Origin of the sequence: Kitasatospora phosalacinea (assembly GCF_030268885.1) — a bacterium.
Taxonomy (GTDB): Bacteria; Actinomycetota; Actinomycetes; order Streptomycetales; family Streptomycetaceae; genus Kitasatospora; species Kitasatospora phosalacinea_C.
In genome coordinates this window covers 22,708-45,228 of the sequence record NZ_BSSA01000035.1, presented here as the reverse complement: position 1 = coordinate 45,228, position 22,521 = coordinate 22,708, and the positions used below count along the sequence as shown (strand labels likewise).

The 22,521-nt window shown below is 69.9% G+C and carries 21 protein-coding genes; 6 read left to right on the top strand and 15 right to left on the bottom strand.

Features of this window, described 5'->3' with window-relative positions; genetic code table 11:
- Positions 1-214: 214 nt before the first annotated feature.
- From QSK52_RS39735 to QSK52_RS33725, 8 genes are all read right to left on the bottom strand, one after another.
- Complete coding sequence (locus QSK52_RS39735) at positions 215-826, bottom strand: hypothetical protein (protein WP_435053429.1); 612 nt, start codon at positions 824-826, stop codon at positions 215-217.
- A gap of 202 nt (positions 827-1,028) precedes the next feature.
- Positions 1,029-1,658 carry a TetR/AcrR family transcriptional regulator gene (locus tag QSK52_RS33750; protein WP_285740055.1) on the bottom strand — a complete coding sequence of 210 codons (630 nt, stop codon included), beginning with the start codon at positions 1,656-1,658 and terminating at the stop codon, positions 1,029-1,031.
- Between the two features lie 569 nt (positions 1,659-2,227).
- Positions 2,228-2,434 carry a DUF6059 family protein gene (locus QSK52_RS39575; protein ID WP_352230346.1) on the bottom strand — a complete coding sequence of 69 codons (207 nt, stop codon included), beginning with the start codon at positions 2,432-2,434 and terminating at the stop codon, positions 2,228-2,230.
- Between the two features lie 219 nt (positions 2,435-2,653).
- A complete protein-coding gene (locus QSK52_RS33745; RefSeq protein ID WP_285740054.1) occupies positions 2,654-3,406 on the bottom strand; it encodes a DUF6042 family protein in 753 nt (250 codons plus the stop codon).
- A gap of 2,263 nt (positions 3,407-5,669) precedes the next feature.
- Entirely contained in the window at positions 5,670-6,662 is a 993-nt protein-coding gene (rfbB, locus tag QSK52_RS33740) for a dTDP-glucose 4,6-dehydratase (RefSeq protein WP_285740053.1), read from the bottom strand.
- A complete protein-coding gene (locus QSK52_RS33735) occupies positions 6,659-7,732 on the bottom strand; it encodes a glucose-1-phosphate thymidylyltransferase (RefSeq protein ID WP_285740052.1) in 1,074 nt (357 codons plus the stop codon). The genes rfbB and QSK52_RS33735 overlap by 4 nt, the downstream gene beginning before the upstream one ends.
- Positions 7,733-7,799: 67 nt before the next feature.
- A complete protein-coding gene (locus tag QSK52_RS33730) occupies positions 7,800-8,837 on the bottom strand; it encodes a methyltransferase (protein WP_285740051.1) in 1,038 nt (345 codons plus the stop codon).
- A 53-nt stretch (positions 8,838-8,890) separates the two neighbouring features.
- Complete coding sequence (locus tag QSK52_RS33725) at positions 8,891-9,919, bottom strand: class I SAM-dependent methyltransferase (protein WP_285740050.1); 1,029 nt, start codon at positions 9,917-9,919, stop codon at positions 8,891-8,893.
- Positions 9,920-10,086: 167 nt separating this feature from the next.
- Between QSK52_RS33725 and QSK52_RS33720 the strand changes: the two genes are divergently transcribed.
- The 6 genes from QSK52_RS33720 (at position 10,087) to QSK52_RS33695 (ending at position 16,349) form a co-directional block, all read left to right on the top strand.
- Complete coding sequence (locus QSK52_RS33720; protein WP_285740049.1) at positions 10,087-10,848, top strand: SDR family NAD(P)-dependent oxidoreductase; 762 nt, start codon at positions 10,087-10,089, stop codon at positions 10,846-10,848.
- 115 nt (positions 10,849-10,963) lie between these two features.
- Positions 10,964-12,721 carry an FAD-dependent oxidoreductase gene (locus QSK52_RS33715; RefSeq protein ID WP_285740048.1) on the top strand — a complete coding sequence of 586 codons (1,758 nt, stop codon included), beginning with the start codon at positions 10,964-10,966 and terminating at the stop codon, positions 12,719-12,721.
- Positions 12,722-12,768: 47 nt separating this feature from the next.
- Complete coding sequence (locus QSK52_RS33710) at positions 12,769-13,734, top strand: SRPBCC family protein (RefSeq protein WP_285740047.1); 966 nt, start codon at positions 12,769-12,771, stop codon at positions 13,732-13,734.
- Positions 13,727-15,265 carry a class I adenylate-forming enzyme family protein gene (locus tag QSK52_RS33705; protein WP_285740046.1) on the top strand — a complete coding sequence of 513 codons (1,539 nt, stop codon included), beginning with the start codon at positions 13,727-13,729 and terminating at the stop codon, positions 15,263-15,265. The genes QSK52_RS33710 and QSK52_RS33705 overlap by 8 nt, the downstream gene beginning before the upstream one ends.
- Positions 15,266-15,276: 11 nt before the next feature.
- Positions 15,277-15,558 carry an antibiotic biosynthesis monooxygenase family protein gene (locus QSK52_RS33700; protein WP_285740045.1) on the top strand — a complete coding sequence of 94 codons (282 nt, stop codon included), beginning with the start codon at positions 15,277-15,279 and terminating at the stop codon, positions 15,556-15,558.
- 92 nt (positions 15,559-15,650) lie between these two features.
- A complete protein-coding gene (locus QSK52_RS33695; protein ID WP_285740044.1) occupies positions 15,651-16,349 on the top strand; it encodes an HAD family hydrolase in 699 nt (232 codons plus the stop codon).
- A gap of 25 nt (positions 16,350-16,374) precedes the next feature.
- Here the strand turns inward: QSK52_RS33695 and QSK52_RS33690 are convergent, their stop codons facing one another.
- The 7 genes from QSK52_RS33690 to QSK52_RS33660 all read right to left on the bottom strand — a co-directional run bounded on the left by QSK52_RS33690 (position 16,375) and on the right by QSK52_RS33660 (position 22,443).
- Positions 16,375-16,815 carry a nuclear transport factor 2 family protein gene (locus QSK52_RS33690; protein WP_285740043.1) on the bottom strand — a complete coding sequence of 147 codons (441 nt, stop codon included), beginning with the start codon at positions 16,813-16,815 and terminating at the stop codon, positions 16,375-16,377.
- Between the two features lie 44 nt (positions 16,816-16,859).
- Positions 16,860-17,633: a cyclase family protein gene (locus tag QSK52_RS33685; RefSeq protein WP_285740042.1), complete on the bottom strand. Its 774-nt coding sequence runs from the start codon at positions 17,631-17,633 to the stop codon at positions 16,860-16,862.
- Between the two features lie 28 nt (positions 17,634-17,661).
- Positions 17,662-18,888 (bottom strand): FAD-dependent monooxygenase, encoded by a 1,227-nt coding sequence (locus QSK52_RS33680; RefSeq protein ID WP_285740041.1) that lies wholly within the window; start codon positions 18,886-18,888, stop codon positions 17,662-17,664.
- A 2-nt stretch (positions 18,889-18,890) separates the two neighbouring features.
- Positions 18,891-19,640 carry an SDR family NAD(P)-dependent oxidoreductase gene (locus QSK52_RS33675; protein WP_285740040.1) on the bottom strand — a complete coding sequence of 250 codons (750 nt, stop codon included), beginning with the start codon at positions 19,638-19,640 and terminating at the stop codon, positions 18,891-18,893.
- A complete protein-coding gene (locus tag QSK52_RS33670) occupies positions 19,637-19,888 on the bottom strand; it encodes an acyl carrier protein (protein WP_285740039.1) in 252 nt (83 codons plus the stop codon). The genes QSK52_RS33675 and QSK52_RS33670 overlap by 4 nt, the downstream gene beginning before the upstream one ends.
- 63 nt (positions 19,889-19,951) lie before the next feature.
- A complete protein-coding gene (locus tag QSK52_RS33665) occupies positions 19,952-21,178 on the bottom strand; it encodes a ketosynthase chain-length factor (RefSeq protein WP_285740038.1) in 1,227 nt (408 codons plus the stop codon).
- Positions 21,175-22,443: a beta-ketoacyl-[acyl-carrier-protein] synthase family protein gene (locus tag QSK52_RS33660; protein WP_388036822.1), complete on the bottom strand. Its 1,269-nt coding sequence runs from the start codon at positions 22,441-22,443 to the stop codon at positions 21,175-21,177. Before QSK52_RS33660 ends, QSK52_RS33665 begins: the two co-directional genes overlap by 4 nt.
- Positions 22,444-22,521: the final 78 nt, after the last annotated feature.

Sequence of the window (22,521 nt, the reverse complement as noted above, 5' to 3'; positions counted from 1 at the left end):
GTTCCGCCGGAGTCCAGCGACCGAAGGTGGGGTGCAGCGACTGAGTCGTTTCAGTCGCTGCACCGGACCTCGGAGGAAACCTGCAGCTCAGAGGCGTTGTGAGGCCAGTTCAGCGACTGAAGCGACTGAAGGTCGGGTGTATGAACGCGTACGCGCGCACACGAATGTCTGATATACCCAACCCCGAGTCGCTCCAGTCGCTGAAACACGGGCATCAGGGCTCTGACCAGGCGTTTTGAGCAGCTACCGAAGCGGTCTGCCAGCTACCGGCGCCGTTTCTGGACAGTCGCTGGCCCTTTTGGACTGAGTACGCTGCCGAGCACGACGCTCTCGTGCTGGCTGGCAGGCGGGCACATACTGGGGCCCGCCTGCGGCGCAGGCGGTCGCGGTAGGGGCCGACGAGTGTGGGCTTGTGACGCGGTGCGTTCTTCTGGCCGGTGGGCTCCTTCATGCGCGCGCATCGTTTGAGGGTGTTGAGGGCGAAGTCATCGACGCCGAGCACACGCGGTACATGCAACGGTGGTACCACCTGGCGCATGAGCAGACGCAGGCCGGTCGAGCGGGAGATCGTGCAGGCCAGCACGCGCGAGAGGCGGGCGCCCACCCGGCCCGCTAACTCCTTCACGATCTCCCCGACTTGGTCGGCGAGACGGCGTGTGTGCCGCTGGTAGCGCTCGATCAGGCCGGGGACCTGCTCGCGGAACGTCTGCCGCGGGCACCCCAGCACCGGGCACACCATGCGCCGCACCCGCACCTTGGTACGCGGCGAGCGTGGGTCGAGCAGCGCGGTGTCGTCCCCGGTATTCCTCGAGGACGGGATGGTCATTGGCGGGCGCTGACGGGGGCGTGGTAGCGGCTCAGTCAGGCGAAGACGGTCCTCAGTAGGGTGTCAGGGCCGGGGCGGAGGGGCTCGCGTTTTGAGGCAGGCACGAAAGCCGTCGCAGACCCCTGCTGTCCGCGCTTAGGCCGTGAAAGTTCAGCCGGAACCCTCCTGGGGACGAGGTCGGCGTCTCGAAGCTCGATGTGGCTCAGGATGGTGGTGGTAGCGGCTGCGCGAGGCCGCGCAGGTGGCTGAAGAGGTATTCGATGGTTGGGCCGAGTTCGTCAAGGACGCGACTCGGATCCTCACCCGTGATCGCACGCTGTCTGATCTGGCCGACAGCGGCCCGGTAGGCCCCACAGAGGGCGCCGGCCAGGAGGTGTGTTTCCGGGTCGCCTGTCTGCCGTCCACTGCGTTCGGCCAGCGCATGAGCCAGGGCTCTCTCGGCCCGCTCGGCGATCTCCCGTGACCGGGCCGTCAGGGTCGGGCTCTCAGCGACGGTGCGCCAGAACGCGGCCGCGTCCTTGCAGAGGCCGAGAGCGGGATCTCTGCGCTGTAGGGCGCCCAGGAGATCGGCGAGGAGGGCGTCGGCCGGGGTGGTGTCGCTGGGGGCTGTCACGACCACGTCGGCGAGGTGGTTCTCCGCCAGCGGTTGACTGTCGAAGAACAGGTCCTCCTTGGTCGGGAAGTAGTTGAAGGCGGTGTTGACGGATACGCCGGCCATGCGGGCGATCTCCGCAACGCTCACCTGGTCAAAGCCTCGCTCGCGGAACAGCGCTGATGCTGTCTCCGACAGAGCGGCCCGGGTCTGTTGTTTCTTGGTTTCCCGCAGTCCCATGGTCATATTTTAGACTGAACCCAAATTTGGTGCCATACCAAGGCGTGGCCATGATGCTTCGCGCGGCCTTCGCCTCCGGTGTCAATCCCGAGGTCCGTTCGGCGGCCGGATCCGCTTCATCGGGCGGGCCGTGCCGACCAGTCCGAGCGGATCGGCGCCGTCCTCGGCGAGTCTTCAGGGCGACGTCGACCACACTCTGCCCGTGCGGGCCCGCACGCCCCCGCAGGGGGCCACGAGGACCGGCTGGGCTTCTTCCGTGACGCCCTCCGCCCTCCAACCCGGCGCCTCAACCCTCAGACAGTCGCCTTTCGTCCTGAAGGGCTTCCGGCAGGAGGATTTCCTTCGCGTCCGCATCCGCATCGCGCTCGGCCTTCCAGCCGTCATCACCGGCCGGTCAGCGGCTGCCGGGCGCAGCGAGGCACGGCAGGCCGCCGGGACCTCGGCGCCCGGACGGCACGTCGCGCCGTTCGGGCGCCTGGCGCTCGATACCGCTCAAGTACTGCGGGAAGGGCCTTTCTCGGCGGGCAAGTGCCATGCGGCGATCGGGTGCCGGCCCCGCCCGGGTGAGATCAGGAACGCGTGATCTCGTCCCAGGCCCGGCGCTCACGTGGCGTCAGGCCTGCGCAGGTCCTCAGCTGCTCCGGATGGCCCGGACCTGGAAGCCCGTCGACTGTGAGGATTGTCTCGTTTGGCTCGCCCTCGTGCGGTGGCGCTGCGTACCAGAGGTGGCCGACTGTGCTGAGACCTTTACCAATAGTACTGAGACCCTTGACCATCATTTGCACGCAGCTGAGCCGGGCCTGTCCAGCCGCCCACCACAGGAACCCAGTCAAGAATCCGACCTCACCTTCGAAACCGACCTGGCTCACGGTGGGCCTATGCCTTCGAGGATCGGTCGAATCCCGATCAGTCCGCCGACGCGGCCAGTCGATCTCGAGACAGGGTCCGCCCTGCAGCCGAGGCTGCGGCGCCGGACGGGCGGCGTACGTCGGATGTCAGACTTCATCCAACCGGGTTAGGCCAATGCGCTTCTGGTGGAACATGGACCAGTCGCGGTGCAGGTGAAAAACCGTGCGGACGGCTACTTTGGAAATATCCACGCTGCTGAACACGTCACCGTCCTCCAGCAGCAGCAGGAGAGCGCGACGTGTGCCGTCGTGGGTTTCGCCTATCGCCTCGGAAAGTTGACTGATGCTTGTGCTCATCCCTGTTTTTCTGCGGGATTCCGACGGAATCATCCCGGAAATTAACTGAACTTTTCCGGCATAGAGCTCCGCGCTCTTCAGCGAGTCGATGGTGAGCCTTTCCTCCTCGTCGAGTGGAAAGATGTCATCGAGATCGGGGAGCGGCTTGCGCGGCCTCAGCCGGGGTGTGCCGAGTTCGTCGCAGGCCTCGACGAGAATTCCTGCAGAAACCATGAGCTCTATGAGGTCGTCGACACTCTCCGGCACCTCGATCCCGTAGCGCGCAGCATGGTCGGCAACCGTTCCGCGGCGGCTCGAGGACTCCTCAGCTTCGGGTTCCCCGCCGGGTGGAGGCGGCCAGCAGGTGCCCGAGAGCTCGCCACGGGGGTTGGCGCCGTTGCGTGCATATGCCGCCAACTGGTCCCGGGTGGGCGCGAACTGACTCACTCCTGAGCCGATCAACAGCAATCCCATGGATGCCGGGCGTACTCTCAGCCAACCCTTGGCGGTTACTGCCTGAACATGACGCATCGCGTCATGTTCAGACCAGATCGGAGCGCTCACCAGAGCTCGCCACCTGTCCGAATGGGCCAGACGGCCAGGTCCAGAGGGGCTTTCCTCCGCCCGCGTTTTTCCTGCACCTTGAGCCCGCCCCTCACCTCAGGCATTTCCAGCCCCTTCCGGTCCGCGCCATCGCGTGGGCGGGCTCCCTGTGCAACCTTCAGCAGATTGATGCGGCTACTGGATGTCCGCGAGTCCCTTAGCAACAATTCCGCCTTTCCGCAAGGTCCTTCTGAGAACTGAGAGCAAGTTGAGAGCTTGCCAGGTGGCAGCCCGGGGTGAGCTGGCGCACGTGCGGCCATCGCTCGACGGTGAGGACACGCCCCTCGTCCTGTTGTACCAGTCTCCCGCCGCAGCCAATGCCGGTTCAGTAAGCAAATCCGCCCATAGGGCTTTCGGGATCGAAGGCGGGAGGACTGGCCGAGGGGAAAGTCGCGCCAGGGCGCTCAGCGGGTCGCCACCACGCCAGACGCACCCCATTTGCGGCAGGATCTCACCCCGGCTTTCGCCACTGTAATTCATGGACGAACTGCTGGAAACCGGCCCATAACTCTCCCGCCGATCAATGGCAGGTCAACTGCCAGAAGAGGCTGGTCAAGCCGGTCACGAACTGCCTACTATCCACGAAGGCCAGCGCCTGACGCCGACAGGGGGAGAGATGGCGCCGATGATCGAGTTAGAGCTGCACCGAAGGACTGGCACGCGACCTGCCCGCTTCCCTCTCCCGGCAACGAGGGTTCCTCCGTCGTCCGGCTCCCTCGCCGCCGGAGGCATCGCATCCCGGCAGGTTGCAGGAGCTTGCCGATGAGCGAGCAAACCGGTCAGCACCACCACCTCTCGGACCAGCCGCTGAACCTGTCTCCGGGTCGGCGCACCCCGTTCACGCAGGTCAGTGACTGGGTACTGCTGTCCGGCGTGGACTGTGAGGCGAGGACTCTCTACTGGGCGCTCTCGGCACACCTCAACGCCTCGCGCGAGGACAACGAGGTATGGCCGAGTCTCCTCACCCTCGCTCGGATCATCGGGCTCAAGAAGCCGGAGAACGTGTCCAAGTACATGCTCCAGCTCGAGGTCATCGGGGCTGTCGAGGTTATCCGCACGACCGCGGGCCTGAAGCGCCGCAACCGCTACATCGTGCATCAGACGCCGCCTGCGGGCTATTCGGGTCCGCAGTCCATGGGGGATTGGTACGCCCGGTACCGGCCTGCCGAGGAGGAGAACAAGAACGAGCGACAGGCCCGCGAAGCCGAGTTCGACGCCTGGCTGGCCGATACCCGTCAGACCATCAAGGACCGGTGCGCAGAGACGTCCGAGGCACGTGTCCGCGCCAAGCAGAACGGCGACGCGGTGGTGCCACCGGTTCCCTTCCTGGGGTCCCGCCCCCGTACCCCCTCGGGAGGGGGTACGGGGCGAGCAGGGGGAACCCGCCGCCCCTCGGACCGATCCGTGCCCCCTCGGCCGGGGGTACGCACCCCCTCGGCCGGGGGTCCTGTACCCCCGGCCGAGGGGGTGGAAGTAGACCAAGTAGAAATAGAACAAGAGCCGAGCGCAGCACCTTCGGCGCGTAGCGCCGCTGCCGGCCGTAGGCCTCCTACAGGTAGTGGGAGCGTGCGCACTTCACGGCCGTCCCGGCACGCCGGTATTCCGAGCGCGTGCGGTGCGGCTGGGGCGCCGACCGACCGCGCCGCGCTCATGCTCGTGCGCACGGTCGAACTGGGGCTACCGACCGAGCTGCGCAGAATGCTTCCGAAATGGAGACCGCCAGTGCTCCGCGACGTCATCCTGCAGGAGTGCCAGACCAGGACGGCCGAACAGCTCATCGCACGAGCGGACCGGCGCTGGTACACCTGGGGACTCGCGGCGGTGGCCGACACCGCTACTGGCGGGGCCGGCCTGGCGCATCCGGTGGGTGCCGCCGTACGGATCCTGGGCCCCTACCGATGTCAGGTCGACGGTTGCGGACGGGAATGTCCGGATCCGCGCTGCGAGGACGGGTTCGTCATCGACAGCGGCAGGCGCTGTCCCCGGTGCGTAGAGCACCACGATGAGGCGCACCGCAGCCGGAGACGTCGGACGGGACGGCGGGAGGGCGCTGACGCCGTGCCGGCCGAGGCGTACTGCCTGGATTGCGGAGCCCGCGTCAGCGGCCCCCTCCAGAGCGACGGCACGTGCCAGGACTGCACGCAGGCGGCGGCCAACGCGCTGGCGTCCCTGGGAGGGATCAGCTGAGGGGCCGCGGCGCAGTGACCGACTGCGCCGCGGCCCCTCAGGTCCGGGGCAGGGCGGCTTCCTCACGGCGGCGCAGCGGTTCCCACCACGAGCGGTTGTCCTGGTACCAGCGCACCACGTCGGCCAGGCCCTGCTCGAAGGCCACCTGGTTGCGGAAGCCGAGCTGTTCACGGATCTTCGAATCGTCCACCGCGTAGCGCTGGTCGTGGCCCTTGCGGTCCTCGACGTGACGGACGGCGCTCCAGTCCGCTCCGCACAGGGTGATCAGGAGTTCGGTGAGCTCCTTGTTCGTCAGCGACCGGCCGCCGCCGACGTTGTAGACCTCTCCGGCCCGTCCACCTTCGAGGACCGCTTGGATCGCCCGGCAGTGGTCGTCGACGTGCAGCCACTCGCGGACGTTGGAGCCGTCACCGTAGAGCGGCACCGGCTTGCCGTCCATGAGGTTGGAGATGAACAGCGGGATGACCTTCTCGGGGAACTGGTAGGGGCCGTAGTTGTTGGAACACCGCGTGATGGAGATGTCCATCGCGTGGGTGCGCCAGTAAGAGCGGGCGATGAGATCGGCTGCGGCTTTGGACGCCGAGTAGGGGGAGTTGGGCTCCAGCCGGCTCTCCTCCGTCCACGAGCCGGTGGCGATGCTCCCGTAGACCTCGTCGGTCGACACCACCACCACGCGCGGGACGCCGGTCAGACGACTGCACTCCAGCAGGTTGTGGGTGCCCTGGACGTTGGTGCGCACGAACTCCGCGGCTCCGCCGATCGACCGGTCCACGTGCGACTCGGCCGCGAAGTGCACGACGGCGTCGTGGCCCGGCAGCAGTTCGAGGAGCGGCTCGGCGTCGCAGATGTCCGCGTGGACGAACTGCAGGCGGGGGTCGGCCATGGGCAGGCTCGTGGTCGTGCCCGCGTAGGTGAGTTTGTCCACGACCGTGACCTGGGCTCCGCGGTACGCGAGGTACTGGCCCGCCAGGAGACTGCGGACGTAGTGCGAGCCGATGAAGCCGGCGCCGCCGGTGACGAGGATCCTCACGCGGCGGCCTCGATCCGGGAGTCGTCGCCAAGGACGAAGCGGTGGCGGGCAGGGGCTTCGGCCGCGTGGCTGACCTCGGCGTTGCGGCCGATGAGGGAGCCGTGGACACCCCGCACACCGCGGATGGTGGACCCGTCCATCACGATCGAGTCCTCGACGCCGGCCTGTTCCACCACCGCGTCCCGGCCGATCGAGACCGACGGGCCGATCGTGCTGTCGCGCACGACGGCACCGGCGGCCACCGTCACCGGGCCGATGAGGGTGGAGCGCTCGATCACCGCGCCGGCCTCGATGACGAACGGACCCGGGCCCACCAGCTCGCTCTCGTCGTCGACCTTGCCGGCCACGGACGGGGTGAGCGCCTCCAGCAGGACGCGGTTGCAGGCAAGGACGTCCTCGATGCGCCCGGTGTCCTTCCAGTAGCCCTCGAAGACCTCCGCCCGTACGTTCCTGCCGTTCTTCCGCAGCCACTCGATGGCGTCGGTGATCTCCAGCTCCCCGCGTGCGCTGGGCTGGATGCTGGCCACCGCGGTGTGCACCTCCTTGGTGAAGAAGTACACCCCGATCAGAGCGGTGTCGGCGACCGGCTCGGACGGTTTCTCGATCAGCTGCTCGACGGCGCCGTCCGGCCCCAGCACGGCGACGCCGTAGTGGCGCGGATCGGCGACCTTGCACACCAGCACCTGGGCGTCGGGCCGGTTCGTCCGGAAGCGTTCGGCGTGCGGGGCCACGCCGCCGACGAGCACGTTGTCGCCCAAGTACATGATGAAGGACTCGCCGTCCAGGAACGGTTCGGCGATCTGCACGCAGTGTGCCAGGCCCAGGGGGGCCTCCTGTCGGATGAAGGTGACCTGCAGACCGAGGTCGGATCCGTCGCCCACGGCCCGGCGGATCTCCTCGCCGTTGTCGCCGATGATGATGCCGACCTCGGTGATGCCCGCGTCGCGGATGTTGGCCAGGCAGTGGAACAGCACGGGTGCGTTGCCGACGGGCACGAGTTGCTTGGGTATGGAGTAGCTCAACGGGCGCAGTCGTGTGCCGCTGCCCCCGGACAGGACGAGAGCCTTCATGCTGTGTCTCTCTTCTACCGCGTCAAGGATTGGGTGTGCCCGAGGGCGGACGGCGTCCGGGCCGCTGTCAGGCGTCCTTGACCGCGATGAGCAGGCGGTCATTGGTCACGGTGTTCAGCCGCAACACGTCCTGCGCGCGGAAGCCCGCCTTCTCGGCCCACTCGCGGGCGGCACCCTCGGTGTACTCCGAGCCGCCGTCGCGCATCAGACTGCAGATCAGGCTCTGCAGGTGCGCGTGCGCGTCGAAGCCGCCGTCCTCGATCATGGCGTCGTAGACGAGGAGGGCGCCACCGGGCCGGACCGCGGGGAAGGCGCGCTCGATCAGCTTCTTGCGGGCCTCCTCCGGCCAGTCGTGCAGCACGTGTCCGAAGATCACGACGTCGGCCTCGGGGAGCGGGTCGGAGAAGAAGTCGCCGCCCTGGAAGCCGACCTTGCCGGTGGTGCCGAGGGTCTCCATGTGCTCGTCGAACAGGGGGCGCAGCCCCGGCACGTCGAACACGGTCCCACTCAGGTGCGGATGGGCCTTGACCAGAAGACCCGACAGGTTGCCGCGCGCCCCGCCGACGTCGACGAAGGTGCGGTACTTGCTCCAGTCGACCTTCTGCGCCAGCTCGGGGGCGACGATCGAGTTGAAGGAGTCCATGTGCGCCATGAAGCGGCGGGCCGCGTCCAGGTCGGTCTGCTCCGTGGTGACCGCGCCGGCCGGCGTCTGCGGACCGGACTTCGCCCGGCCGTCGCGCAGCGCATCGGTCAGGTCGGCCCACAGGCCGTAGTGCACCTTGCCGTGCTGGCGGATGGACCCGTTGAGCGACAGCGGTCCGCCGGGCACCAGGAGGACCTGCGCCGGACGGGCGTTGTGGTACTGGCCGTCGCGGTACTCCAGCAGGTCCAGGCCGACGAGGGCGCCGAGGAAGTCCGGGGCCAGACGCGGGTGCAGGCCCAGGCGCTGGCACAACGCGTCCGCGGTCGCCGGCCCCGAGGCCAGCGCCTCGAACAGCCCGAGCTCCACGGCACTGTGCAGCACCTTCGCCTGGGTGTATGCGGTGTTGAGCTGCGCGAGTGTGCGGGCGGCCGCTACCGCGTCGGCGTGCAGGGACTGCGTCATGGGATGCCTTTCTGAAAATCTGCGGACTGGTGGGTGTGCGGTGGCGCCCGGACTCAGGCGCGGTCGGCGAGCAGGATCCGCAGCGGAACCCCGGGCAGCGAGTGGACCTGCGGGGCGGTCAGACCGGCCGCGGCAAACATCCGGCGGTAGGCCTCCATGCTGTGCGACTCGCCCTCGTGCGTCCACGCCAGCATCAGCACCGAGAACAGGTGCGGGATCGGGTCCTGCGCCGGGGGCTGGTCGTCGGTGGTGATGGCCACGACGGCGACCTTCCCGTCAGCCTTGGTCACCCTGGCGAGCTTGGTCAACATCTCGGTGGCACGCTCTTCGGAGAAGTGGTGCAGCACGTTGGTGATCATGGTGAGGTCGTAGGGGCCCCCGAGTTCCGCGGAGAACATGTCGCCGGGGATCAGCTCGACCCGGTCACGCACGCCCATGCGCTCGGCGTGCCTCACCGAGATGTCCAGGACGTTGGGCCAGTCCACGTCCCACACCCGGGCCTGCGGGTACCGCGCCGCCAAGGTGTAGCCGTAGTAGCCGTGGCCGCAGGCCGTGTCCAGGACATTCAGCGACGGCCGTTCGGCCGCCCACTCCCGCAGGAGATCGGCCAGGGTGCCGGCCACGCGTGAGGTGTTGCCCGTGGGCAGGGCCGCGAAGTCCTCCCAGTACGGGTACTCGGGGGTCTCGGCGTGCTGCTCGAGAACGGTGCCCCCGTGGCGCACGGCGTCCGCGAGGCGCCCGAGGGCCTGCCACTCGTAGTCGCTGGACGCCAGCCGCATCGCGGAGCCGAAGTAGCCCGGGTTGGAGGTCACCAGCACCTCACCGGCCCCCGGGGCCAGCCGGTACCGTCCGCTCTCCACGTCGAGCAGACCGATCGCCGCCAGGGCGGCCAGCAGCACCCGCATCCCGCGGGGATGGATGCCGAGCCTTTCCGCGAGATCCTCGGCCTCCAGGGGACCGCCGGCCAGCCCGTCGAAGACGCGCAACTCGATACCCGCCCGCAGTACGGCCGTCCGCCGGGGCGACAGCATCATCTCGAACAGGTCTTCGCGTGTTACTGCAGGGGTGCTGATGTCGGTCACGTCCTTCTCCCGCTTCATTGGGAACGGCGAGTACGACGGTGCAGACCCCGGCTCGATCCGGGCTCGAGACCCTGTCCACGTCCGCTGCGGTCCGGGTCGATTGAGTCCTCCTCGAGCCCTTCCTGACAGCGTGCGAGCGCAGCGACCGCGTCGACGGGAGAACCGACATGGATTTGGGACTGGGCGGCCGGGTGGTGCTCGTCACCGGTGCGAGCCGTGGCATCGGGCGCGCGACCGCCGAGGCGTTCTCGCGGGAGGGTGCGCGCGTCGCCCTCACCTACCACCGTCACAAGGAAGCCGCCCTGGCACTGGCGGACCGGCTGGGAGCGGCCGACGGGCGAGCCATCGCCGTGCCCTACGCACTCGATGACCCGGCCTCGGCGCGGGCAGCCGTTGCCGAAGTCGAACAGACCTGGGGAACACTCGACGTGGCGGTCGCCAACGCCGCCGAACTCGGCGCACGCCGACCGCGCGGACAGCACTTCGAGGACGTCGAGCCGGCCGCGTGGCAACGGGTCCTGGACACCAACCTCGCCGGTGCCCTCCGCACGGTCCAAGCGGCCGTCCCGTTGATGCGCCGGTCGGGCTGGGGCCGGATCGTGCTGCTCTCCTCACACATCGTCCACGACGGGGCACCCGGCCAGGAGTTCTACGGCGCGGCCAAGGCCGCCCTGCACGGCTTCGCCCGGAGCCTGGCCTGGGACCTGGGCCCTGACGGCATCCTCGTCAACGTCGTGTGCCCCGGGCTGACCCTCACCGAGGGCGTGGCCGGGGATCTCCCTGCGGCGGTGCGCGACGGCGAGACCGCCCGCACCCCGACCGGCCGGCTGACGGCCCCGGACGAGATCGCCGCCGCGGCACTGTTCCTCGGGTCGGCCGCCAACGGCCACATCAGCGGGGAGGCGCTCACCGTGGCCGGCGGCCGCTGACCACCGGCCGCGGTCTAACACGCTTCGAGAGCTGCTCGAGACCTGCGGCCAAGGATGCCGGGGACGGGGGCCGCGACAGGGCTCCCCCCATCACAGGGGACTGCCAGGGGAGAAGATGACCGACGGACCCGAGCCCGACCCGCGTGATCCGCAAGTCCTCGTCGTCGGCGCCGGCCCGGTCGGCCTGACCGTCGCCCACGAGCTGGCCCGCCGCGGTGTGCGCGTCCACCTGATCGACGCCGCCGGCGGCCCCGCGCCGACCAGCCGCGCCGTGGCCACCCACGCCCGCACCCTGGAGATCTACGATCAGATGGGTGTCCTCGGGGCGATGCTCGAGCACGGCCGCCGGATGCAGGCGTTCAGCATGCACAGCAACGGTGCCCAACTCGTCCGCCTGGGCGCCGAGTACCGCTCGACCCCGACCCGCTTCCCCTTCACCCTGCTGCTCGAGCAGGCGGGCACCGAGCGCGTGCTGCGCCAGGCCGTGGTCGACCGAGGCGTCACCGTGCACTGGGGGACGCGACTGAAGGCGCTGGAACAGCACGAGGGCGGCGTCGACGCGGAGCTGCAGCTCCAGGACGGCACCAGCGCCCGTCTGCGCGTCCCCTGGCTCGTCGGCTGCGACGGCGGCCACAGCACCGTCAGGAAACTGCTGAAGCTGCCCCTGATCGGCGACTCGACCGAAACCTGGCTGATCGCGGACGCCGACGTCGACATGAACGTCCCCCAGGACAGCATCCACTGGATCCACGTCGAGGGCGGGACGGTCATGGCGGTCCCCTTCGCGACCCCTGGCAAGTGGCGGCTCCTGGACACCACCGTGCAGTCGGACGCGGGCCACCCCGAGCAGGTCGCCGAGCGGTTCTCCCGCAAGCTGACCAAGGGCCTGGGCACCCGCGCCGCCGTCAAGACCCCCTCGTGGGTGTCGGTGTTCACCATTCAGCAGCGCATGATCCAGACCATGCGGGTCCGCCGCTGCTTCGTCGCGGGGGACGCCGCCCACGTGCACAGCCCGGCCTCCGGACAGGGCCTCAACACCGGCATCCAGGAGGCCTTCAACCTGTCGTGGAAACTCGCGATGGTCATCCACGGCCACGCGCACGACGCCCTGCTCGACAGCTACTCGGCTGAGCGCGTCCCGATCGGCGGCGAACTGCTGGAGACCACCCGCACCGCCACCCGCCTGGTCGCGCTCAAGAGCGCGGTCGCCGCAGCGGCCATGCCGGTGGCCTTCGCGGTCATCCGCCGCGTACCGGCCATTCGACGCCGGATCGAGGGCAAAGTCATCGGCCGCATGTCGGCCCTCCTCGTCAGCTACCCGGACAGCCCTCTGACACAGCCGGTGCAAGCCGGCCCGTCCGCACACCCCGCGCCCGGGGAGCGCGTCACCGCCGTGAGCGCCGACACCGCCGAAGGCGACCCCGGGTGGTCCGCCTTCGCCCGCCAGCTCCGGGATCCGCGCTGGACGTTCCTCGCCTTCACCGAGCGTCCGGGCGAGACGGAGACCCCCCGCTGGCTGCGGGACCTCGCCGACCGCCAGCAGGGGTGGCTCTCGGTGCGAGTCGTCACGCCCTCGACGCCCGCGCACCTCGGCACGGCCTCCGCCTACGAGGCGCTGGCAACGTCACTGCAGATCACCGATCACACGCCCCGGCCGCTCACGGGGCCGGCGGCCGTACGGGTCGAACCGCCCCGGTCGGCCGGCGACGCGCTGCCCGACCCGTACGGAACGCTCGCGGACGGACTCGGCATTCGAGGCCAGGGATGGCTCCTGATCCGCCCCGATGCCTACCTCGCAGCCCGCGGCGACCGGCTGGACGCCGACGCCGTGCACGCGGCGCTGGCCGCACTGCCGCTGACCCCCGCTCCTTGACCCCGGTCGAGGCCAACACCGAATCCGAGCCGACTGAAGGACAACCCGTGCCTGAGCAGATTGCGAACCCGGCCGTCGTGACCACGATCCACCGAGGCACCGCGGCCGCGCCCCCCGAGTTCCTGTTCGATGTCGTCGCCGCGGTGGAGAACTGGCCCCAGTTCTTCGCCGCCGCGGTCCACGCCGAGTACCTGGAGGCCGGTGAGGGCACCGACGTCGTCCGGCGTTGGTTCCTCACGCCCGACCAGGGACGGGTGGTGGTCCGCACCTCCCGACGGCACCTCGACCGCTCAGCGATGAAGATCACCCTTGAGGACGTCGAGCCGCAGGCCCCCCGTGCCGCCTCTCGCGTCGAATGGCTGTTCACCAAGAGCGCCGACGGGTCCGACGTCGAGGTCCGCCACCAACTGACCCTCTCGGACGGCACCACCGAGGAAACCCGGGCCGCGGTCCTCGCCGACCTCGAGCGCAACGCCGCCGCCCAACTCGACGCCGTCCTCGACCAGGGGAACCGCCGCGAGCTCCTCGATCAGCTGGTGCTGTCCTTCGAGGACCCCCTCTTCGTCGCCGGGCGCGCCGAGGACGCCTACGAGGTCCTCAACGAGGCCGACAAGTGGCCGGAGCGCATCGCTCACGTCTCCCAGCTCACCATGACCGAGGACGAGCCCGGCATCCAGTTCTTCGACATGGAGACCAGCACCCCCGACGGCGTCCCGCACAGCACCCGCTCGGTCCGCGTCTGCCTGCCCCCGCGGCTGATCGTCTACAAGCAGATCAAGCTGCCGCCGCTGCTGGACGCCCACACCGGCCACTGGCGCTTCACCCAGACCCCCGAGGGGATCATCGTCTCGGCCCGCCACACCGTCACCATCAAGCCGAGCGCCCTGGGCATCCTCGGAGAGGGGACCACGATCCAGGACGCCCGCAACTACCTGCGCAACGTCCTGAGCGCCAACAGCATGAAGAACCTTCAGCTGTCCAAGGCGTTCGCCGAGGGCCGAGCCCGTGCCTGAGCCGGCGACGACACCCGACCGGCTCGACGGTCTCGTACGGGCGGCCGCACAGACCGTGCCCCACCGCATCGCCCTGCGCGACAAGGACACCCAACTGTCCTACGCCGAACTGGACGCGCGCATATCGTGCTGCGCGGGCGTCGTACGCGACCGCTGGCAGGCCGCAGGCAGCGTCGTCGCCCTGGTCGCAGCACTCGACCCGGCGTTCGCCGTCGCCTACTACGGGATCGTGCGCGGCGGTGCCAGCGTCGCCATCGTCAACGCGCACCTGCGCGGCGAGAACCTCGCCCACGTGCTGCGGCTGTCGGGCGCCCGGATCGCGATCGTCACCCCCCAGATGCGCGACCGGATCCAAGAGGCCCGCCGGTGGATCCCCGAGCTGACGGAGGTGCTCCTGACCCGCGGCGGCGCCACCGGCTCCGGAATCGCCGGCTCGGAGTGCCTCGACGACCTCATAGCCGGCCACCCGCCCGTCGAGTCCAGCCCTCCGGCCGACGCGGACGACATAGCGTGCATCCAATTCACCAGCGGCACGACGGGACCGGCCAAGGGCGTCATGCTCTCCCACCGGAACCTGGTCACCAATGCCCGCCAGGTGGCCGGTGCGCACCGGCTCGACGGTGACGCCGTGATGCTCAACCACCTCCCGTCCTTCCACCCGATGCACCTCAACGCGGGCGTCGCCGCCATGGCGACGCACGTGCTCTGCGCGTCCGAGGACGGCGCGGACGCCATCGACGAGGCCAACAACCACGGTGCGACGCACTTCTACAGCCTCCCGGTGCGCCTGGCCCGACTCGCGGCAGACCCGCGGCTCCCCGAACTTCGGCTCGCGACCGCACGGACCATCCTCTCGGGGGGCTCCGCACTCGCCCCGGCCGCTGCCGAAGCCCTGTCAGCCCACTTCGGCCTCGCAGTGGTCCAGGGATACGGGCTTGCGGAGACGTCTCCACTGACCCACGGAGACCTGCCCGAGCACCCCACCCCCGGCTCCGTGGGCCCGACGGTCGAGGACACGGAATGCCGGACCGTCGACGTGGACACCCGTCGGCCGCTGCCCCCCGGCGAGCGCGGGGAGGTGCAGGTACGCGGTCCCCAGGTGATGCTCGGATACCTCGCCGGCGTCGAAAGCCCGATCGACTCCGAGGGATGGCTGTCCACCGGAGACATCGGCTACATCGGGGACGACGGAGTGCTGTTCCTCGTGGACCGCCTCAAGGACGTCTTCAAGTGCGACAACTGGCTGGTGTCGCCCAGCGAGGTCGAAGCGGTCCTCGCCCGCCACCACGACGTCGCGGACTGCGCCGTCGTCGACGTCCCCGATCCCTTCCGCGGTGCCGTGGCCCACGCCTTCGTCGTCCCCCGCTCGCCCGGTACGGACCTCGGTCGCGTCCTCGCCGACACCAACGCAGAACTCGCCGAGTTCGAGCAGCTCCACGGCATCGACGCCATCGACGCCATTCCGCGTTCCCCGAACGGCAAGATCCTGCGACGCGACCTGCGCGCACGGGCCCAGCACACCCCCGACTAGAGGAGTCCGCCATGGTGACCGTCATCAACAAGCTCACCGTCATCGGAGAGGCCGACGAGTTCGAGCGCTCCATCTCCGCCATCACCGACTTCATGAAGCAGCAGCCCGGCTTCGTGTCCCACCAGCTCTACCGCTCCCGCAACAACCCCGAGGTGTACGTGGAGACCGCCCAGTGGACGGCGCCGGAACTGCACCGGGCGGCGATGACGGCTGACGCCTTCCGCAAGCTGGTCGTCGGCCTGGGCAAGGTCGCCAAGGCCGAACCGGACGTGTTCGACACCGTCGCCGAGTAGCCGCGAGTGGCAGGGAGGGGCCCGCGGTTGCCGCCGCGGGCCCCTCCCTGCCGAGGTTTCCGCTCGCGCGGGCACTGGGGAGGATCAGGACCATGGCCACTGCTGTGATGTTCGACTTCTCGGGCACCCTGTTCCGGGTCGAGACCGCGACCGCCTGGCTCGACGCCGCACTGGACGCCGTCGGGGCGACCCTCACAGCCCCGGAGCGGGTGGGGTGGGCGAGCTCGCTCGAACGGGTGGGCGCGTTGCCCGGGGGAGCCTGGCCGCAGGCCGTCCCTCCCCACCTGGCCGAGGTGTGGCAGGAGCGGGATCTGGACCTGGAGCGCCACCGAGCCGCGTACACCGGGCTGGCGCAGAGCGTCGGCCCGCTCCCGCATCCCGACCTCGCGGCCGCGCTGTACGAGCGCCACATGGCACCGCAGGCGTGGCACGCCTACCCGGACACGCACAGCACGCTCACCGAGCTGCGCCGCCGGGGGGTGCCGGTCGCCGTCGTCAGCAACATCGCGTGGGACCTCAGGCCGGTCTTCCGCCACCACGGCCTGGAGGCCGCCGTCGACGCCTTCGTCCTCTCCTTCGAGTACCACAGGCAGAAGCCGGATCCGGAACTGTTCCGCGCGGCCTGCGAGCAGCTCGGCAGGGAGCCGGAGGACATCGTCATGGTCGGCGACGACGCCACCGCTGACGGCGGCGCCACAGCATTGGGCTGCACGTTCCTGCAGGTGCGGCATGCGCCCACCGTCGAGCGGCCCAACGCCCTGACCGCGGTGCTGGACCTGCTCGACCGATGAGCGCATCGAGGCTTTCGCGACCTGCTCAGGGCATGTCGTCCCGCGTGACGACCCGCTGGCTGATCCGCAGCGCGCCCTCCTCGCGGACCAGCAGGTCCTGGCACACGCACGTCCGGTGCAGCCGCGGTTCCTGGCCCGCGGTCGTGGCGAACACCAGGGCGTAGCAGCGCACCTTGACGGACCCGTCGGTCTGCGCGTCGACGGAGACCATGCCGTGCCAGTGCCGGTGCTGCTCGTTCGCGGCCGCCAGCTTGGCGTGTGCGTCCCTGGCTGCGGCGGCGAGCGCCGCCCGGCCCCGGACCGGCGCCGGCAGTGTCTGCGGGTGGAACCAGCCGTCCGCGGTGAAGTCCGCCGCCCAGGCCTCCGCGGCACCCGAGTCGAGGCGCTGCAGGTGGGCGGCGTAGAACTGCTCCACCTCCGCGCGCAGTGCGGCGAATTCCAGGGGACCGAGCTGCTGAACGGTCATGTCTCTGTTCTCCTTGGGAAGAGTGAGCGGGCGGGACGGCAGCGTCAGGTGTCCAGCAGGGCCACGGCACGGGTCCAACCGGCCCCCGCACCCGTGATCCGCACGGGGAAGCAGCTCACCGTGAACCCGAACGGCTCCGGGAGGGCGGCCAGGTTCGCGAGCCGTTCGATCTGGCAGTACTCGCGCTCGCGCCCGGCGAAGTGGGCCGGCCACAGCACCGAGGCGTCGCCGCTCTCCTGGAAGCGCTTGATCATGTGGCCGAAGGGTGCGTCCAGGCTGAAGGCATCCGTGCCGATCACCCGGATGCCCAGGTCGAGCAGGTAGTGCACCGCGGACGCGTCCAGGCCCGTGAACGAGGTGAAGTACTCCGGCGTCCCGGCCAGTTGGTCCGCCCCCGTCCGCAGCATCACGATGTCCAGCGGCCGGGGCCGGTAGCCGATCCGGTCCAGTTCCTTCGCCAGGTGATCGGCGGACACGGCTCCGGTCCCGGAACCGCTGATGTCCAGGACCACCCCGGGACGCTGGAACCAGTCCAGGGGCATCTGGTCGATGTGGCGGGGCTCGCCGTAGGAAGCCCGGCTCCCGTAATGGGACGGGGCATCCACGTGCGTGCCCGTGTGCGAGGTCAGCGTCAGGGTGTCGATGGACAGCAGTTCGTGGTCCGGGAGCACGGCAGGGTCGAAGTCCACCCCGAAGTGCTCCCGCATCTCCGAACTCATGTGGCGGGCGCCCTCGGCCGGAGTCATGATCTCGTGGACCACCGGCTCCGGCTCCCACTTGGACGCGTCTATCGGTGTGGACAGGTCGATCACGCGCATGATGGCGCTCCTCGTCGGGATGGGCTGCTCAGGAGGTGAAGAGATCCGTGCGCAGCGGCACGGGGCTGCTTCCGTACGCGATGCGGGCCGTGATCTTCGCGCCGATGGGAGTCCGGCCGACGATCCGGGCCACGACGGGCCGCAGGCGCGCCTCGAGCCCGCCGCGCGCGAGCATCATGCGGCTCTGCATGACCTGGAACTTCATGACGGCGTCGATGGCCGGCCGACGCCCGGTTTCGTAGGCGCGCAGGTGCTCGGCCGCGAAGCTCCCCCCGCGGACCGCCGCGGTGAGGACCGGGTGCAGCAGCGCCGCGTCCTGGATGGCGAGGTTGATCCCCTGGGCGCCCAGCGGGCTGTGGGTGTGGGCGGCATCACCGATCAGCACCAGCCCGTCCTGCACCCAGGTGTCGGCGCATCCCGCGAACACGTCCAGCAGCGTGAGATCGTTCGCGGACTCCAACGCGGCGCGCACGGCGTCCGCGTACTGCGGGAGGGCCTGCACGATCTCCTCGCGGGCCCGAGCGAAGACGGCGTCCTTGCTTCCCGCGAACGAGCGGTGCGGCAAGGTCCAGCCGATCTGCACGGAGTCCGGCCAGGACGGGTACACCAGCACGGGGTTGCCCCGGGAACGGACGACGGAGACTTCCCGCGCCCCGGACGCCGCACCGGTGCTGCCGATGGGCACCTTCAGCCACAGGACGTCGAAGTCGAAGGCCTCCAACCTCCCCGCCTGGATCCCGGCGAGCTGACGCACCTTGGAGTACCGGCCGTCCGCGCCGACCACGCAGCCGGCGTTCACCCGCGTCCCGCCGTCCGGCGACCTCGTGGTCAGCCCGGTGGTCCTTCCTTCGTGCCGCTGCAGGGAACCCACGCGGTGGCCGGGCAGGTAGGTGAAGCCCGGGAGCTTCTCGCAGTGCGCCAGCAGCTCCTCGAGGAGATGCTGCTGCGGGATGCTCAGCAGCTGGTTGTACGGGGCCTCCAGGCGGCGGTAGTCGATGTCCAGCAGAGTGCGCCGCCCCTCGCGGAGCCGGAAGCGGTCCAGCGGGTAGCCACCGCGAGCCATCGCTCCGGACAGGACACCGAGGCCGTCCAGGAGCTCCATGCCGCCGGGCTGCAGGATCTCGCCCCGGAACTCGCGCCCGTGAAGGGCGGACCGTTCGACCAGGGTGACCGTCAGCCCGGACCTGAGCAGGAGGAGGGAGAGGGTCAGTCCTGCGGGACCCGCGCCCACGACGCAGACGTCGGAGCTGATCACGGTCAACCCACCAGTCCCAGGCCGCCGTCGACGGTGATCACTTGTCCGCGCAGCCAGAACGCCTCGTCGGCGCAGAGCAGCGCGACCGCGTCGGCGATGTCGTCAGGACGCGTCAACCGCCCGGCCGGCGTCCGGGCGGCCAGGGCGGCGGAGACCGGATCGGTGGCGTCGCCGCGGTCCATCCGTGCGGTGGACACCGCGTTCACGGCCACGCCCGCCGGTGCCAGGGCGACCGCCAGGTAGCGGACCAGGCTCTCCAGCGCCGCCTTGGCCAGGCCCAGGCTCACGTAGGCGGGCACCACGCGGTTGGCGCCCGCGCTGGAGACGGCGATGACCCTCCCCCCCTGGGGGCGCATGACCGCGGGCAGGGTCGCTGCGGCGTGGATGAGGGGGGCCACGGCCACCTCGTAGTCCTGGTGCATCTCCTGCGACCGCGGTTCCACGGTCGGCATCCGGTGGAGCGAGACCGCGCAGTGGACCAGGATGTCGACCTGGCCGTGCTTGTCGGCGAGACCTCGCAGCAACTCGGGAAGGACACCGGGTCGTGCAACGTCACCCGGTGCCGCTGTCACATCGCAGCCCGGTGCACGCAGTTCGGCGGTCGCCGCCCCAGCCGTCTCGGCGTCGCGGGCATTGAGGTAGACCGTGCAGCCTGACGCCGCGAGTTTGCGTACGACGGCCCGTCCAAGGCCTCGGCTCGCTCCGGTCACCAGGGCGACGCGCCCGTCCAAGCGCAGCTCGGTCGGCTTCATCGCGTCTGGGCCGCGTTCACCAGTTGCAGCAGCAGCCGGGGCGTTTTGGCGTCGTTGACGTCATCGTCCGACAGGGTCACCCCGTACTCCCGCTCCAGTCGGCTGGCGGTCTCGAGCATCGCCAGGGAGTCGTAGCCGATCGCGGAGAACGGGGTGTCCATCAGCTCGGACACCGGCTGGTCGAGCTCGATCCGCCCGGCTCCCTCCGCGAACACCCGGAACAGGTCCTCTATGAATACTTCACGCATCTCTGCCTCAGCTCTTCAGCTCAAAGGGGGAAGGGACGCAGCCCACGGCGGTGGGCGCCCGTCTCAACGGGGCGCGCGCACGACGAGAGCCGCGTTGAAGCCGCCCTCACCGCGGGCCAGGACGAGCGCGGCAGCCAGCGGTCGGCGGCGTGGCCCGCCGATGACGAGGTCGACGCCCAGGCGCACCGGGGGAGCGGGGACGTTGGTGGTCGGCGGGATGACCCCGTCGCGCAGCGCGAGCAGGGCGGTGGCGACGTCCAGTGCCCCGCCGCCGGCGTTCAGGCGGCCGGTCATCGTCTTGGGAACGGTGACCGGGACGCTGTGCGGGCCGAACACGGCTGCGATCGCCTCGGCCTCGTCCAGGTCCGGCGCGGGAAGTCCGGCGCCGTCGGCGAAGACCACGTCGATGTCCCTGGGGGCCAGGTGCGCGTCGGCGAGGGCGAGGTCGATGGCACGGCGCAGTCCGGAGGCGCGCCCCGATCCGCGCTTCGGGTCGAAGGTGGCCGCGTACCCGGCGATCTCGCCGTACACCTTCGGCGCGTGGCGCGACGTCGCGCTCTCGATGTCCTCCACGACCAGGAGCGCTCCGCCCTCGCCGGCCACGGCCCCGTCGGCGTCGGGCGCGAACGGCCGGTAGGCCCGCACGGGGTCCTGACTGCGTGACAGTCGGCCTCCGGAGGCGACGGCCGCCCAACCCCACGGGCACAGCGACGCGTCGACACCGCCAGCGATCATGTACTTGGCCCCGGACCGCAGGTTGCGGCGCGCCTGCGCCAGTGCGTCAAGGCCTCCGGCCTGCTCGGTGACCAGGACGCCGCTGGGGCCGCGCATGCCGTGCCGGATGGAGATCTGACCGGTGTTCACCGCGTAGAACCAGGCGAATGACTGGTACGCACTCACATGGCCGGGCCCCTTGCTCCAGAGGTTCTCCAGCTCGCGCTGGCCGAACTCGAAACCGCCCGAACCGCTGGCGGTGACGACGCCCATCTCGTACTCGGGCAGGCCGGTGGGATCCAGCGCCGCGTCCCCCAGCGCCCACTCCGTGATGGTCAGCGCGATCTGGGTCACCCGGTCGGTCTGCGGCAGCAGGCGGTCGGGCAGGTGCGCGGCCCCGTCGAAGTCGGGCAGCTCCCCTGCCAGCACGGATGGATAGGCGTCGGGGACGAACCGGGTGATGCGCCCGATGCCGCTGCGCCCCTCCAGGACCGAGGCCCAGTAGTCCTCGGTGCCCAGCCCGTTGGGCGCTGCGATGCCCAGTCCGGTCACCACGGCGGTCGGCCTCGTGCTCATCGGGTGCTCCTGGCCTCGGGTCGGCTGAGGATCATCGCGCTCTGGAACCCGCCGAAGCCGCTGCCGACCGTCAGCACCGTGTCGAGGCGGGCCTCCCGGGCAGTCAGCGGTACGTAGTCCAGGTCGCACTCCGGGTCCGCTTCGTGCAGGTTCGCGGTGGGTGGGATCACCCCGTGCTCGATGGCCAGGGCGCAGGCCGCGATCTCCAGCGAGCCGACGGCCCCCAGCGAGTGACCGATCATGGACTTGATCGAGCTGACCGGCACCCGGTAGGCGTGGTCACCCAGGCTGCGTTTGAAGGCCGCGGTCTCGTGCCGGTCGTTCTGCTTGGTGCCAGATCCGTGGGCGTTGACGTAACTGACGTCCTCGGGGTTCTTGCGGGCCATGCCGAGCGCGGTGGTGATCGCCTCGCCGAGTTCCCTGCCGTCGGGGCGCAGGCCGGTCATGTGGAACGCGTTGGCGCGGGTGGCCGTGCCGGTGATCTCGGCGTAGATGTGGGCGCCGCGGGCCTCGGCGCGCGAGCGCTCCTCGAGAACGAAGACGGCAGCGCCCTCGCCCAGGACGAAGCCGTTGCGGCTCGCGTCGAACGGACGTGAGGCGTGAGCGGGGTCGTCGTTGCGCGGGGTCGTCGCGCGGATGGCGTCGAAGCACGCGACCGTGATCGGCGAAATGGGCGCGTCCGTGGCGCCGGCCACCATGACGTCGGCGGATCCCTCATTGATGAGTTCGACTGCGCGGGAAACGGCGTCGATACCCGACGTGCAGCCGGTGGAAACGACAGAGGCAGGGCCTTCGGCGCCCACCCTCCAGGCGACCTCCACAGCGAGGGAGCTCGGGACGAGATACCCGAAGAGATGCGGGGCCGCGTATGCGAAGTCGATTTCCCCGCCGCCGCCGCTGACGACGACGTACTCCTCCTCTAGACCCATGGTGCAACCCACCGCGCTGCCGATGACGACACCGGTGCGTTCGGCCAGGGAATCGCTGATCGAAATCCCGCTGTCCGCGACCGCCTCCGATGCCGCTACGACAGCGAACTGAGCTGCCCGGTCCATCCGGCGGACTTCTTGCGGGGTGAGCCCCTCGATCTTCGGATCGAAGTCGCATTCGGCGGCGATGCGTGATCGGAACGGGGACGGATCGAAGAACGTTATGCCGCGCGTCGCGGTACGGCCTTCGCTGATCAGCTTCCAGAACTCTGCTGTTCCGCGGCCTCCTGGGGCGATGACCCCGATACCGGTTATAACGGTGCTCCGCACCACCATGCCTCCCGTCTCAGCCGGCATCCGTGCCGCTGTTTCAGAGTCGGATCGGCCGCTCGAACACCACTCGAGTGATGGACG

Coding starts and splice junctions, on each gene's coding strand:
- QSK52_RS33670 (WP_285740039.1), bottom strand. CDS start 19,888: ATGCGTGAAGTATTCATAGAGGACCTGTTCCGGGTGTTCGCGGAGGGA.
- QSK52_RS33695 (WP_285740044.1), top strand. CDS start 15,651: ATGGCCACTGCTGTGATGTTCGACTTCTCGGGCACCCTGTTCCGGGTC.
- QSK52_RS33750 (WP_285740055.1), bottom strand. CDS start 1,658: ATGGGACTGCGGGAAACCAAGAAACAACAGACCCGGGCCGCTCTGTCG.
- QSK52_RS33700 (WP_285740045.1), top strand. CDS start 15,277: ATGGTGACCGTCATCAACAAGCTCACCGTCATCGGAGAGGCCGACGAG.
- QSK52_RS33690 (WP_285740043.1), bottom strand. CDS start 16,815: ATGACCGTTCAGCAGCTCGGTCCCCTGGAATTCGCCGCACTGCGCGCG.
- QSK52_RS33720 (WP_285740049.1), top strand. CDS start 10,087: ATGGATTTGGGACTGGGCGGCCGGGTGGTGCTCGTCACCGGTGCGAGC.
- QSK52_RS33665 (WP_285740038.1), bottom strand. CDS start 21,178: ATGAGCACGAGGCCGACCGCCGTGGTGACCGGACTGGGCATCGCAGCG.
- QSK52_RS33730 (WP_285740051.1), bottom strand. CDS start 8,837: ATGACGCAGTCCCTGCACGCCGACGCGGTAGCGGCCGCCCGCACACTC.
- QSK52_RS33715 (WP_285740048.1), top strand. CDS start 10,964: ATGACCGACGGACCCGAGCCCGACCCGCGTGATCCGCAAGTCCTCGTC.
- QSK52_RS39575 (WP_352230346.1), bottom strand. CDS start 2,434: ATGGTCAAGGGTCTCAGTACTATTGGTAAAGGTCTCAGCACAGTCGGC.
- QSK52_RS33685 (WP_285740042.1), bottom strand. CDS start 17,633: ATGCGCGTGATCGACCTGTCCACACCGATAGACGCGTCCAAGTGGGAG.
- QSK52_RS33735 (WP_285740052.1), bottom strand. CDS start 7,732: ATGAAGGCTCTCGTCCTGTCCGGGGGCAGCGGCACACGACTGCGCCCG.
- QSK52_RS33660 (WP_388036822.1), bottom strand. CDS start 22,443: ATGGTGGTGCGGAGCACCGTTATAACCGGTATCGGGGTCATCGCCCCA.
- QSK52_RS39735 (WP_435053429.1), bottom strand. CDS start 826: ATGACCATCCCGTCCTCGAGGAATACCGGGGACGACACCGCGCTGCTC.
- QSK52_RS33675 (WP_285740040.1), bottom strand. CDS start 19,640: ATGAAGCCGACCGAGCTGCGCTTGGACGGGCGCGTCGCCCTGGTGACC.